This window comes from Streptomyces sp. NPDC033177 (genome assembly GCF_055577715.1).
On sequence record NZ_JBVIPS010000011.1, the window covers coordinates 22,284 to 35,010 of the forward strand.

Annotated in this window: 13 protein-coding genes; 8 read left to right on the top strand and 5 right to left on the bottom strand. The window is 71.1% G+C overall.

Annotated features, from left to right (window positions below):
• Nucleotides 1-47 precede the first annotated feature (47 nt).
• Nucleotides 48-806 carry a hypothetical protein gene (locus tag ACZ5U5_RS32940; protein WP_469029017.1) on the bottom strand — a complete coding sequence of 253 codons (759 nt, stop codon included), beginning with the start codon at nucleotides 804-806 and terminating at the stop codon, nucleotides 48-50.
• 104 nt (nucleotides 807-910) lie between these two features.
• On the opposite strand from ACZ5U5_RS32940, the gene ggt reads away from it, so the two are divergent.
• The gene (gene ggt, locus ACZ5U5_RS32945; RefSeq protein ID WP_469029019.1) at nucleotides 911-2,722 is read left to right on the top strand and encodes a gamma-glutamyltransferase; all 1,812 of its coding nucleotides are present in this window, start codon (nucleotides 911-913) and stop codon (nucleotides 2,720-2,722) included.
• An 87-nt stretch (nucleotides 2,723-2,809) separates the two neighbouring features.
• Here the strand turns inward: ggt and map are convergent, their stop codons facing one another.
• Entirely contained in the window at nucleotides 2,810-3,577 is a 768-nt protein-coding gene (gene map / locus ACZ5U5_RS32950; RefSeq protein WP_469029022.1) for a type I methionyl aminopeptidase, read from the bottom strand.
• A 60-nt stretch (nucleotides 3,578-3,637) separates the two neighbouring features.
• Here map and ACZ5U5_RS32955 point away from each other — a divergent pair, with 60 nt between their 5' ends.
• On the top strand, nucleotides 3,638-3,898 hold the full coding sequence (locus ACZ5U5_RS32955; RefSeq protein ID WP_469029025.1) for a helix-turn-helix domain-containing protein: 261 nt from the start codon (nucleotides 3,638-3,640) through the stop codon (nucleotides 3,896-3,898).
• Between the two features lie 25 nt (nucleotides 3,899-3,923).
• On the opposite strand, the gene ACZ5U5_RS32960 is transcribed toward ACZ5U5_RS32955, so the two are convergent.
• Both ACZ5U5_RS32960 and ACZ5U5_RS32965 read right to left on the bottom strand, forming a co-directional pair.
• The gene (locus ACZ5U5_RS32960; RefSeq protein ID WP_469029028.1) at nucleotides 3,924-4,775 is read right to left on the bottom strand and encodes an ergot alkaloid biosynthesis protein; all 852 of its coding nucleotides are present in this window, start codon (nucleotides 4,773-4,775) and stop codon (nucleotides 3,924-3,926) included.
• Nucleotides 4,772-5,218 carry a nuclear transport factor 2 family protein gene (locus ACZ5U5_RS32965; protein ID WP_469029031.1) on the bottom strand — a complete coding sequence of 149 codons (447 nt, stop codon included), beginning with the start codon at nucleotides 5,216-5,218 and terminating at the stop codon, nucleotides 4,772-4,774. The genes ACZ5U5_RS32960 and ACZ5U5_RS32965 overlap by 4 nt, the downstream gene beginning before the upstream one ends.
• 131 nt (nucleotides 5,219-5,349) lie before the next feature.
• Between ACZ5U5_RS32965 and ACZ5U5_RS32970 the strand changes: the two genes are divergently transcribed.
• From ACZ5U5_RS32970 to ACZ5U5_RS32995, 6 genes are all read left to right on the top strand, one after another.
• The gene (locus ACZ5U5_RS32970) at nucleotides 5,350-5,946 is read left to right on the top strand and encodes a TetR/AcrR family transcriptional regulator (RefSeq protein WP_469029034.1); all 597 of its coding nucleotides are present in this window, start codon (nucleotides 5,350-5,352) and stop codon (nucleotides 5,944-5,946) included.
• Nucleotides 5,947-6,052: 106 nt separating this feature from the next.
• The gene (locus ACZ5U5_RS32975) at nucleotides 6,053-7,663 is read left to right on the top strand and encodes a hypothetical protein (protein ID WP_469029036.1); all 1,611 of its coding nucleotides are present in this window, start codon (nucleotides 6,053-6,055) and stop codon (nucleotides 7,661-7,663) included.
• Between the two features lie 203 nt (nucleotides 7,664-7,866).
• Nucleotides 7,867-8,709, top strand: coding sequence for a nitrilase-related carbon-nitrogen hydrolase (locus ACZ5U5_RS32980; RefSeq protein WP_469029037.1), 843 nt, complete (start codon nucleotides 7,867-7,869; stop codon nucleotides 8,707-8,709).
• Nucleotides 8,706-9,989: an aspartate aminotransferase family protein gene (locus ACZ5U5_RS32985; RefSeq protein WP_469029040.1), complete on the top strand. Its 1,284-nt coding sequence runs from the start codon at nucleotides 8,706-8,708 to the stop codon at nucleotides 9,987-9,989. The genes ACZ5U5_RS32980 and ACZ5U5_RS32985 overlap by 4 nt, the downstream gene beginning before the upstream one ends.
• 59 nt (nucleotides 9,990-10,048) lie before the next feature.
• On the top strand, nucleotides 10,049-11,452 hold the full coding sequence (hydA, locus tag ACZ5U5_RS32990) for a dihydropyrimidinase (protein ID WP_469029043.1): 1,404 nt from the start codon (nucleotides 10,049-10,051) through the stop codon (nucleotides 11,450-11,452).
• 15 nt (nucleotides 11,453-11,467) lie between these two features.
• Nucleotides 11,468-12,484 (top strand): TIGR03842 family LLM class F420-dependent oxidoreductase, encoded by a 1,017-nt coding sequence (locus ACZ5U5_RS32995; protein ID WP_469029046.1) that lies wholly within the window; start codon nucleotides 11,468-11,470, stop codon nucleotides 12,482-12,484.
• Here the strand turns inward: ACZ5U5_RS32995 and ACZ5U5_RS33000 are convergent.
• Entirely contained in the window at nucleotides 12,465-12,686 is a 222-nt protein-coding gene (locus ACZ5U5_RS33000; protein WP_469029048.1) for an endonuclease/exonuclease/phosphatase family protein, read from the bottom strand. The genes ACZ5U5_RS32995 and ACZ5U5_RS33000 overlap by 20 nt on opposite strands.
• Nucleotides 12,687-12,727 lie beyond the last annotated feature (41 nt).

The window sequence follows — 12,727 nt, forward strand, 5'->3', positions numbered from 1 at the left end:
GCGGTGTATGGGCCGGGCGCGGCCATCGGCGCTCGGTGAGGTCGGGGCTACTTGGCGCGATGGGACGCGCGCGGTGGAGCGACTGCCGGAGCCGGGGCCTGGGCGGCGCGCGTGACATCACCGACGAGCTCGACGACGTCGGCACCGTAGGCCTGGGAGTTGACGACCTTCAGGAGCAGGACGAAGGTGTTGCCGCCATGCTTGCGGGCGAGGCGCTCGTGGTGCCGGGCGAGATAGCGGGTCGCCGCCTGGTTGGTGATCGCGCGCTGGCCGCAGAAGAGGAAGACGGGTCTCGCCTCCTGGTCCTGTCCCGCGGTGAGCCGCGCGAGGATCACGTACTCCGCGATGCCGCCCTCCATGCGGTACCGCTCGCTGCCGATCTGGAAGGCGCCGCGGTCCGGGCCAGGCTCCGGGTCGGTGTTGACGCGGACGCCGGGCAGCAGGGAGTGCATGTGCGCGGCCATGCGGCGGTTGACGGTCGGCGAACCGACGCAGAATTCCGTGCGCTCGCCGAAGCTCTGCTGGGCGGCGTCGTGCGCGACGAGTTGGGCGTGCGCCCCGCAGTCCTTGATCAGCGCGGCCAGTTCGAGCAGCGCGAACACGTCGTGGCGTACGACCGTGAGCTCGGGGCCGCCCGCCTCGCGGTTGACCACGAGCAGCGACTCGGAGTTGTCGGGCAGCCCGAAGAAGGCCTGCTTGCGGCGGAGCTTGCGCCGCCAGAGGTAGGTACGGGCGAGCCAGCCCAGCACGGCACCGAGGCCGGCCGCGATCAGGCCGAGGACGATGTAGCGCACGTCTTCAGTCATGGGGGCGCATGCTAGCGGTCCCTAGGACCGGTGTTCGAGGGGGTCCTGACGTGGCGGGCGCACCGAAGTTACGCTGCGCGGACGGCTGTTGACTGGAGGTACGGATGCGTCGTGCTGTCGTACGGAATCTGACGCTATTGGCGGTCGGAGGGGTGTTGGTGTCGGTCGGAGCGGCCGCGCCCCCTTCGTCACCGCGCATCGCTGAAACGGCTTCGAGGGCCCCGGAGAAGACACCACTCGCCGTCGGTCATGGCGGTGCCGTCTCCAGCGTTGACCCGGATGCGTCCGCCGCCGGGATCGAGGTGCTGCGCAAGGGCGGCAACGCGGTGGACGCGGCGGTCGCCACGGCGGCCGCCCTCGGTGTGACCGAGCCCTACTCCGCGGGTGTCGGAGGCGGCGGCTACTTCGTCCACTACGACGCCAAGAGCCGCAAGGTGAGCACGATGGACGGCCGCGAGACGGCCCCGCGCACGGCCGACTCCGGTCTCTTCCTGGAGGACGGCAAGCCGATCCCCTTCGCGGACGCCGTCACCAGCGGCCTGGGTGTGGGCACGCCCGGCACCCCGGCGACCTGGCAGTCCGCCCTGGACAAGTGGGGCAGCAAACGCCTCGGCACGCTCCTGAAGCCCGCCGAGCGGCTCGCGCGCGACGGGTTCACGGTGGACGGGACCTTCCGCTCGCAGACCGAGGCGAACCAGGCGCGGTTCGCCGACTTCCCCGACTCCGCGAAGTTGTTCCTGCCGGGCGGGGCGCTGCCCGTGGTCGGCTCGACGTTCAAGAACCCCGACCTCGCGCGGACGTACGAGGAGCTGGGGCGCGAGGGCGTCGGGGCGATGTACCGGGGCGGCATCGGCAAGGACGTCGTGCGGACCGTGAACAAGCCGCCCGTCGACCCGGCGTCGGAGCGGGTGGCCAGGCCCGGCGACCTGTCGACGAAGGACCTCAAGGCGTACGCGGTGAGGCGGCAGGCACCGACGAAGACCTCCTACCGGGGGCTCGACGTCTACTCCATGGCTCCCTCGTCCTCCGGCGGCACGACCGTCGGTGAGGCGCTCAACATCCTTGAGCGGACCGACCTTTCGAAGGCGTCCAAGAAGAAGTATCTGCACCGTTTCATCGAGGCCAGCCGGATCGCCTTCGCCGACCGCGGGCGCTGGGTGGGCGACCCCGCCTTCGAGGACGTACCGACGAAGGAGCTGCTCTCGCAGCGGTTCGCCGACTCGCGGGAGTGCCTGATCCGTGACGACGCGGTCCTGAAGAGCCCGCTCGCGCCTGGGAACCCGCGGGACCCTGCCGCCTGCAAGGCTGGTGACAAGGCCGCGCCGACCACGTACGAGGGCGAGAGCACCACGCACCTCACGGCGGCCGACAAGTGGGGCAACGTCGTCGCCTACACCCTGACCATCGAGTCGACCGGCGGCAGCGGCATCACCGTGCCGGGACGCGGGTTCCTGCTCAACAACGAACTGACCGACTTCTCCTTCGCGCCGGCCGACCCGGCCGTGCACGACCCGAACCTGCCGGGTCCGGGCAAGCGGCCCCGCTCCTCGATCTCGCCGACGATCGTCCTGGAGAAGGGCAAGCCGCTGGTCGCGCTGGGATCGCCCGGCGGTGCCACGATCATCACCACGGTGCTGCAGACCCTGACCGGGTTCGTCGACCGTGGCCTTCCGCTCGTCGACGCGATCGCCGCGCCGCGCGCGAGCCAGCGCAACGCCGCCCAGACCGAGCTGGAGCCGGGCCTCTGGGAGAGCCCGCTGCGGGCCGACCTGGAGGCGATCGGGCACTCGTTCAAGCAGAACCCGGAGATCGGCGCGGCCACCGGGGTGCAGCGGCTGCCCGGCGGGAAGTGGCTCGCCGCCGCGGAGAAGACGCGGCGCGGTGGCGGCTCGGCGATGGTCGTGCGGCCGCAGTGAGGCAGGGGCGGGCGGGCCCGCCAAGGCCCGCCCCGTCAGCCCGCCCGCCAGAACTGCCTTACGGCGTCACAGGGCCGCCCTGCGGCGTCACAGCGCCGTCAGGATGCGCGGCCCGTCGTTCGTGATCGCCACCGTGTGTTCGGCGTGGGCCGCGCGGCTGCCGTCGTTCGTGCGCAGGGTCCAGCCGTCCGGCGCCGGGTGGTAGTGGTCGCTGCCGCTCGCGATCACCATCGGCTCGATGGCCAGGGCCATGCCGTGCCGCAGGGGCATGCCGCGGCCCGCGCGGCCTTCGTTCGGAACGCCCGGGTCCTCGTGCATGCTGCGGCCGATGCCGTGCCCCCCGAAGCCTTCCGGGATGCCATAACCCGCGTCCCTGCACACCGTGCCGATCGCGTGGGCGATGTCGCCGATGCGGTTGCCCACGGTGGCCGCGGCGATGCCCGCCTCCAGGGCGCGCTCGGCGGTCTCCACGAGGCGTACGTCCTCGGGACGGGGCGTGCCGACGATGAAGCTGATCGCCGAGTCGCCCGCCCAGCCACCGAACTCGGCGCCGAAGTCCGCGGAGAGCAGGTCGCCGTCGCGCAGGCGGTAGTCGGTCGGGATGCCGTGCACGATCGCGTCGTTCACCGAGGCGCAGAGGACCGCGGGGAACGGTGTGGGGGCGAAGGAGGGGCGGTAGCCGAGGAAGGGCGAGGTCGCGCCCGCGTCCCGCAGCACGGCGTGCGCCACCTCGTCCAGTTCGAGCAGCGAGACGCCGACGCCCGCCGCCTCCCGCACCGCCGTCAGGGCCTGGGCGACGATTCGGCCCGCTTCGCGCATCGCGTCGATAGATGTGTCTGTCTTGAGTTCCACCATGCCAATAACTATACCGGTACGAGAATGGGATTCTGCACGCGGACGGACTAGACTGACCGCATGGTGCGGACCCCCCTGACCCCTGAGGAGCGCGAACGCGGCGAGCGGCTCGGCCGTCTCCTGCGTTCGGCGCGCGGCGAGCGGAGCATGGTGGAGGTGGCCGCGAGCGCCGGGCTCTCCGCCGAGACGCTCCGCAAGATCGAGACGGGGCGGGCCCCCACGCCCGCGTTCTTCACCGTGTCGGCGCTCGCGGTGACGCTCGGCCTCTCGCTGGACGAGGTCGCCGAGACGTGCTCCCTGGTGCCGCTCGCACCGGCCTGAGGCCGCGGCGCCGCGGCCGCAGCGGTCACCGCCGGCGGTCCCACTCGGGGGCGTGTTCGGCGGCGAAGTCCGCGAAGGCGCGAGCCGGCCGGCCGGTGAGTCGCTGCACCGCGGGATCCACGCGGTCCTCGGAGCCGTGCGCGATGGCGTCGTCCATGGCGGCCAGCATCCGCGCGAACGCCTCGGGTATCCCGATGGCCGTGAGCCGTTCGCGGAACTCCGCGACCTGGACGGGGCGGTGGCGGATCGCGCGCCCCGTGACCTTGGACAAGGCCTCCGCCACGTCCGCGTAACTGAGCGCTTCCGGCCCTGTGATCAGGTGGGCCGTGTTGTGCGGCCGCTCGTCCGTCAGGGCCCTTACGGCGACGGCCGCGATGTCGTCCGCGTCGACGAAGGCCACGCGTCCTTGCCCCGTGGCCGTCACGATCTCATCCGCGGTGCGGATGCTCTCGACGTGGAGATGGCCCGGGGTGACGAAGTTCTGCATGAACCAGGAGGGGCGCAACACCGCCCACTCCGGAGCCAGTTGACGCAGGGCCCGATGGACTTCCCCGGCCCCGGGGTCTCCCTCGGCGATCGCGGAGGAGCTCAGCAGCACGAAGCGCCGCACACCTGCCTCCAGCGCGCGTTCCAGGAACGGCACCATCAGTCGGGCGGGCGCGGAGTCCCCGATGGGCGGCACCAGATAGATGCCGTCCGTGCCGGTGAGGGCGCGGCTGTGCGTGGTGGGGTCGGTCCAGTCGAAGCGGACCTGGTGGGTGCCCGGCGCCGGGGTGCGGCTTCCGGTGCGTACGGACATGCCCTGCTCGGTCAGTGCGGCCGCCACGCGGCTGCCGGTGGTGCCGGTGCCGCCGGTGATCAGGAAGCGCATCGTCATCGGCCCTCTCCGGCGCGGGCGGCGCCCACGGGGATCTCCCCGTCGAAGGCGTCGGCCGCCAACGCGCCGTTCCAGTAGTCGCGAAAGCGCGTGATCTGCCCCTCGTGGACGGTGACGACCTGGATGTACGGCATGTCGAAGGGCCGCCCGGTGGCGACCGCCCGGCCGGTGCCGCGCAGCTCCACGACGATGGTCTCGGGGTCATCGGTGCGGTGGACGGTCAGGTCCTCGAAGCTCCGCAGGTCGATGTGGTCGGGGTAGTCGGCCATGTAGCCGCGCACGGCGTCACGGCCGACGAGCCGGTGCGGGGCTCCGGGGAGCGCGAAGGGGAACTCGAATACTCCGTCCGGCGCCCAGAGGGCGACCCAGCCGTCGATGTCCTTGGCGAGCAAGAGGTCTAGGGAGCGGGTGAATACGTCGGTCGCCGATGCGTTCGTCGTCATGGTGGCGACGTTAACCTGACCCCGGGTCCGTTTACAAGTACCGGACCTCGGGTCGACTTATGCTGGGGTCCCTGCCGGTCCGCCCCCGCGCAGTCCACCCGCGCTCCCGGAGCGCCCATCGAGGAGGAACCATGGCCGCCGCCCGCAAGGAGAGAGCCGACTCCGTGCGCAACAGGGCAGCGCTGCTGGCCGCTGCCGCCCGGCTGTTCAAGGACGCCGACGACCCCGACGGCGTCAAGATGGCCGACATCGCCCAGGCCGCGGGGGCCGGCAAAGGCACGGTCTTCCGGCATTTCTCCGACCGGCTCGGCCTGGTCCGGGCGCTGGTCGTCGAGGAGACACAGCAACTGCGCGAGCAGGTCACCGACGGTCCGCCGCCGCTCGGACCCGGCACGCCGGTGGCCGAGCGGCTGCCCGCGCTCATGGCCGCGCTCCTCGACCTCAAGCTCGACCAGCGCGCGCTGATGCTGGCCCTGGAGCGGGCGGGGGCCGGCAGTCCCTACCTCAATCCGGCGTACGACCTCTGGCACTCCGAAGTCGCCGGGATGCTGTCCGGCGTACACCGGCGCGAGGATGCCGACTACCTCGCGCACGCCCTGCTCGCCGCCGTCCGCAGTGACCTGGTCGAGCACCTGACCAGTCAGGGTGCTGATCCCGGGCACCTGCACGCCGGGCTGCACGCGCTCTGCGCCTCCGTCCTCGCTCACGGCGTGGGCGACGGCGTGTGAGGTGCTGTCGGGCGGCCGGAAAACCGCGTGTAGTCGTCCCGTAACACGACTGGTGTTATCTTCCGGACCGGAAGACTCCTGGCTCCATGGGGCGGTGCTGGCTCGGATGGCAGTAGGACAACTCCCTGATCAGGTCCGGGAGTTCGCGAGGTACCTGAGAGACCTCCTGGCGCGCCTCGACCCGGGCGCCGGGTGGTGCGGCGTGTTCTGGTCGCGTGACCCCGAGGGCATGCAGGTCTGCCTGGATGGCTCGGAAGTGCCCCCCTGGGATGTGGTGGAGGCGCTGCTGCACGACCTGGCCGCGGGGTACGGGCCGCAGGCCGCCGAGCGCGAGACGGAGCGGGCGCGGGCCCTGCACACGGCCTCGCTGGCCGCCTACGACGCACGCCCCGGAGGCCGCGGGCTGCTCGGCGAGCGCCTCGACATGATGCTCACCGAGCAGCGGTTCGCCGTGGAGCGCCAGGTGGAACTGGGCTACTCCCTCGCGGCCGCGGACACGCCGGACGAGGTGGAACGGCTCAACCGCGAACTGGCCTGGGTCCGCGACGACCACGAGCGGGCGACCGCGCGGTGTGCGGAACTCCGGCAGCGCATCGAGCGGTTGGACCGGGCGGACAGCCCGCAGTGGGTCGACTTCGGGGCTCCGGTGTCGGACGACTTCGCGGCGGTGGGGGCGGACGACTTCGCCGACTCCGGTGACTACGTCGACTCCGGTGGCTACGACGAGCAGCCGCGGAACGCCTTCGGGGTGCCTGCCGCCGACGACTTCGGCTCCCGTGCTGACGACGGCTTCGGAGTCGGTGCCGGGGGCGTTGCCGACGCGGCCGCTGATCCCGGAGCCCGCGCGCCGGAGTTCGGTGCCGCACCGGACGGGCAGGACGCCCCTGCTCCCGATGCCCGCACCCTGTCGGCCGACTCCGCAGAGCGGCCTGACGGGACCCGCGTCCCCAAGCAGGGCCGAAAGTCGCGCGACACCTCCCGCCGTCCGCGCCGGCCCCGCGGCGCCCGGTTCGCGGGGTTCTCCGGGGCGGACGACGAGGGCGCGGACATCACCGCGGCCGGTTCCGGCGCCGTACCGCGGACGCCCGCGCAGTCGCCCGCCGCCAACAGCCCGCGCGGCGCGCGGTTCGGGCCCGCCGCCGAAGAGCCGGGCGATACGGGGCGCCATGAGGTCGCCGAGCCGGACCGCGATGCCGAGCGGATCACCGCCGAAGCCGTCGCCGCGCTCATCAAGCTCCGTGGCGAGGGCCGCAGCGGCGAGGCGCACGGCGTACTCGTCGAGGCCGCGGGCTGGCCCGCGCGGCGCCTGCCCGTGTTCGCCGGTGAACTGCACCGCGCGGGCCTCGGCGCCGACTGGTCAACGCTGCTCTGGGAGGCCGCGTCGCTGCCCCCCGACCGTCTCGTGGCGCTTGCCGACGCCCTCGCCGGGGCGGGTCGCGCCGACGACTGCCGCAAGCTGCTGCGGCAGGGCGTCTCCCGGCCGGCCCCGGAGATCGCCGAAGCGGTGCTCGCGCTGATCGACGCCGGTCGCGAGCGCGAGGCCCGCGCCCTGCTCGACGCCTACATCCGCGTACGGACCCCCGAGGACACGGCGGGCTGCGCGCACACCGATCCCTACCGCCTCATCCCGCTGCTCCTCCAGGCTGCCCAAGGAGTTTCGGACGAGCGTCACTGGGATCTCGTGCACGCGCTGCGTGTTGCCGGATTCAGCGCTTGAAGCGCCCGGGGAAGAGCCTGACGCACCTGTTGCGTCTGCGCGTTCCGCGCCGCTTCTCGCCCGCTTGGGTGCGAAACATGATCGACTCCGCCGGTTCACGGCGATGGTCTTGCCCAGCCCGTCGGGGAGGCTTACGTTTTCCTGTCTACGCACCAAGTCTACGGGCGTAGAAGCTCTCTGACGTCCCGTCGAAGGAGCAGCTCATGGCCAACGTCGTACGCGCCGCACTGGTCCAGGCAACCTGGACAGGCGACACCGAATCCATGATTGCCAAGCACGAGGAGCACGCCCGCGAGGCGGCCCGCCAGGGTGCGAAGATCATCGGCTTCCAAGAAGTGTTCAACGCCCCCTACTTCTGCCAGGTGCAGGAGCCCGAGCACTACCGGTGGGCCGAACCCGTGCCGGACGGACCCACGGTCACGCGCATGCAGGAACTCGCCCGCGAGACCGGCATGGTCGTCGTCGTCCCGGTCTTCGAGGTCGAGCAGTCCGGGTTCTACTTCAACACCGCCGCCGTCATCGACTCCGACGGCTCGTATCTGGGGAAGTACCGCAAGCACCACATCCCCCAGGTCAAGGGCTTCTGGGAGAAGTACTACTTCAAGCCGGGCAACGCCGGCTGGCCCGTCTTCGAGACGGCCGTCGGCAAGGTCGGCGTCTACATCTGCTACGACCGCCACTTCCCCGAGGGCTGGCGCCAGCTCGGCCTGAACGGCGCCCAGATCGTCTACAACCCCTCCGCCACGTCCCGCGGCCTCTCCGCCTACCTCTGGCAGCTGGAACAGCCCGCAGCGGCCGTCGCCAACGAGTACTTCATCGCCGCCATCAACCGCGTGGGCGTCGAGGAGTACGGCGACAACGACTTCTACGGCACGTCGTACTTCGTCGACCCGCGCGGGCAGTTCGTCGGCGAGGCTGCGAGCGACAAGGCCGAGGAACTCGTCGTCAGGGACCTGGACCTGAGCCTGATCGAGGAAGTACGCCAGCAGTGGGCGTTCTACCGGGACCGCCGCCCCGACGCGTACGAAGGACTGGTGCAGCCGTGAGTGATCTCCACACCCGCCACAAGGCCGTCCTGCCCGAGTGGCTCGCGCTCTATTACGCCGACCCGCTGGAGATCACCCACGGCGATGGCCGCCGCGTATGGGACGCGGACGGCAGGCAGTACCTCGACTTCTTCGGCGGCATCCTCACCACCATGACCGCCCACGCGCTGCCCGAGGTCACCAAGGCGGTCGCCGAGCAGGCCGGGCGGATCATCCACTCGTCCACGCTCTACCTCAACCGGCCGATGATCGACCTCGCGGAGCGGGTCGCGGGACTCTCCGGCATCCCGGACGCCCGGGTCTTCTTCACCACATCGGGGACCGAGGCCAACGACACGGCCCTGCTCCTGGCCACCGCGCACCGCCGCTCGAACCAGATCCTGGCCATGCGCAACAGCTACCACGGCCGCTCCTTCACGGCCGTCGGCATCACCGGCAACAACTCCTGGTCCCCGACCAGCCTCTCGCCGCTCCAGACGCTGTACGTCCACGGCGGCGTCCGCGGCCGCGGGCCGTACGCCGCGCTGAGCGACGCCGAGTTCATCGAGGCCTGCGTCGCCGACCTCAAGGACATGCTCGGGCAGGCGCGCGGGGGAGTGGCGGCGCTGATCGCCGAGCCCGTCCAGGGCGTCGGCGGCTTCACCTCGCCACCGGACGGGCTCTACGCCGCCTTCCGCGAAGTCCTGTGGGAGCACGGCGTCCTGTGGATCTCGGACGAGGTGCAGACCGGCTGGGGGCGCACCGGCGACCACTTCTGGGGCTGGCAGGCACACGCCGAGAACGGCCCGCCGGACATCCTGACCTTCGCCAAGGGCATCGGCAACGGCATGTCCATCGGCGGTGTCGTCGCGAGCGCCGAGGTCATGAACTCCCTCGACTCCAACTCCATCTCGACCTTCGGCGGCTCACCGGTCACCATGGCCGCCGGCCTCGCCAACCTCACGTACCTCCTGGAACACGACCTCCAGGGCAACGCGCGGCGCGTAGGCGGTCTGCTCATCGAGCGGCTGCGTGCCATCTGCGCCCAGCTGCCCGTCGTACGCGAAGTGCGCGGACGGGGCCTGATGATCGGCATCGAGCTGGTCAACCCCGAGACGGGGCAGGCCAATCCACAGGCGGCAGCCGCCGTCCTGGAGGCGGCCCGCGAGGGCGGACTCCTCATCGGCAAGGGTGGCGGCCACGACACCAGCGTCCTGCGCGTCGCCCCACCGCTCTCACTGACCGTGGCGGAGGCGGAAGAGGGGGCGTCGATCCTCGAACAGGCGCTGCGAAGCGTCTAGTTCACGCACACGCGGGCGAGTATGAACCTGCGTACGAGCATGAAAGGGAGCGCCCCATCATGAGTACCCGCACCCTGATCCGCGGCGGACTCGTCATCACCGCCGCCGAAGAGACCCACGCCGACGTGCTGATCGAGGACGGCAGGATCGCCGCGCTCGCCGCGCACGGCTCGGGCGCCGCCGAGGCGTGGACCGCGGACCGCGTCATCGACGCCTCCCACAAGTACGTGATCCCGGGGGGAGTCGACGCGCACACGCACATGGACTTCCCCTTCGGCGGCACCTTCTCGTCCGACGACTTCGAGACGGGCACCCGGGCCGCGGCCTGGGGCGGCACCACGACCATCGTGGACTTCGCCGTGCAGACCAAGGGGCAGGCGCTGCGCGCGGGCCTCGACGCCTGGTACGCGAAGGCGGACGGCAAGTGCGCGATCGACTACGGCTTCCACATGATCCTCTCGGACGTCAACGAGAGGACCCTGAAGGAGATGGACCACCTCATCGAGGAGGGAGTCAGCTCCTTCAAGCTCTTCACGGCGTACCCCGGAGTCTTCTTCAGCGACGACGGCCAGATCCTGCGCGCGATGCAGCGGGCCGCCGTCAACGGCGGACTGATCATGACGCACGCGGAGAACGGCCTGGCCATCGACGTCCTGGTGGAGCAGGCCCTCGCGCGCGGCGAGACCGATCCGCGCTATCACGGCGAGGTGCGCAAGTCGCTCCTTGAGGCGGAGGCGACCCACCGGGTGATCAAGCTCGCCCAGGTGGCGGGGGCTCCCGTGTACGTGGTGCACGTGTCGGCGCAGGAGGCGGTGGCCGAGCTGGCCAGGGCGCGGGACGAGGGCCTGCCGGTGTTCGGTGAGACCTGCCCGCAGTATCTGTTCCTCTCCACGGACAACCTCGCGGAGCCCGACTTCGAGGGCTCCAAGTACGTCTGCTCGACCCCGCTGCGGCCACGCGAGCACCAGGCGGCGCTCTGGCGCGGCCTGCGCACGAACGACCTCCAGGTGGTCTCCACGGACCACTGCCCGTTCTGCTTCGTGGGGCAGAAGGAACTGGGCCGTGGCGACTTCTCCAAGATCCCGAACGGCCTCCCGGGCGTCGAGAACCGCATGGACCTCCTCCATCAGGCCGTCGTCGACGGGCACATCAGCCGCCGCCGCTGGATCGAGATCGCCTGCGCGAGCCCGGCCCGGATGTTCGGCCTGTACGGCAAGAAGGGCACGATCGCGCCGGGCGCGGACGCGGACGTCGTCATCTACGACCCGGCCGCCGAGCAGATCATGTCGGCGGAGACGCACCACATGAACGTCGACTACTCCGCGTACGAGGGCAAGCACGTCATGGGCCAGGTGGAGACGGTCCTGTCCCGCGGTGAAGTGGTCATCGACCAGCGGAAGTTCACCGGCCACGCCGGGCACGGCGCGTACGTCCCGCGCGGCACCACCCAGTACCTCGGCTAGGAGAGGCGACGCACCATGGACTTCGGACTCGTCCTGCAGACCGATCCGCCGGCCGCGCAGGTCATCAGCCTCATGAAGCGCGCCGAGCGAAACGGCTTCCGCTACGGCTGGACCTTCGACTCGGCCGTGCTGTGGCAGGAGCCCTTCGTCATCTACAGCCAGATCCTGGCGAACACACAGCGTCTGATCGTCGGCCCGATGGTCACCAACCCGGGCACCCGCACCTGGGAGGTGACGGCCTCCACGTTCGCGACCTTGAACGACATGTACGGCAACCGCACGGTGTGTGGCATCGGCCGCGGGGACAGCGCGATGCGGGTGGCGGGCCGTACCCCGAACACCCTCGCCCGCATCAGCGAGGCCATGAAGGTCATCCGCGCGCTGGCCTCGGGCGAGGAGGCGGACCTGGGCGGCACCACGATCCGCTTCCCCTGGATCGGGGCGGACGCCCAACTCCCGGTGTGGATGGCCGCGTACGGGCCCAAGGCGCTGAAGATGGCGGGCGAGGAGGCGGACGGATTCATCCTCCAGCTCGCCGACCCGTATCTGACGGAGACGATGGTGAAGGCGGTCCGCGACGCCGCCGCGGCGGCGGGCCGCGACCCGTCCTCGGTCACGATCTGCGTCGCCGCCCCCGCGTACCTGACGGAGGACGACTCACCGGCCGCCTTGGCGCACGCCCGCGAGCAGTGCCGCTGGTTCGGCGGGATGGTCGGCAACCACGTGGCCGACCTGGTGGCGAAGTACGGCGAGCACTCGGACCTGGTCCCCGAGGCCCTCACCGAGTACATCAAGGCCCGCGAGGGGTACGACTACTCCCACCACGGCCGCGCCGACAACCCCGACACGGCCTTCGTCCCCGACGAGATCGTGGACCGCTTCTGCGTCATCGGCACGGCGCAACAACACATCGCCAAGCTTGGGGAGTTGAAGAGTCTGGGCGTCGACCAGTTCGCCCTGTACGCGATGCACGACGCCCGCGAGGAGGTCATCGAGGGCTACGGCACCACGGTCATCCCCGCCCTGTCGTGAGCGGCCTTTTTCGGGAGCGGTCCTGTAGTGAGCAGCCCCACCTCCACGTCAGGTCGGGCAGTTGGTCCGGCAGAACCTCCTGGAGGGTGACGAGATCCGGCGCGAGCCGCCGCAGCTCGGCGTTGATCAGCGCCGCCCGCGCGACGGCGTCGCCGCGGCTGTTCCAGACGTTCAACGTCACGACGCGCAGTCTCGTCGCCATCAGGTTCCTCTCCAGGTGTTGGCCATCGGGCCCTGGGCCAT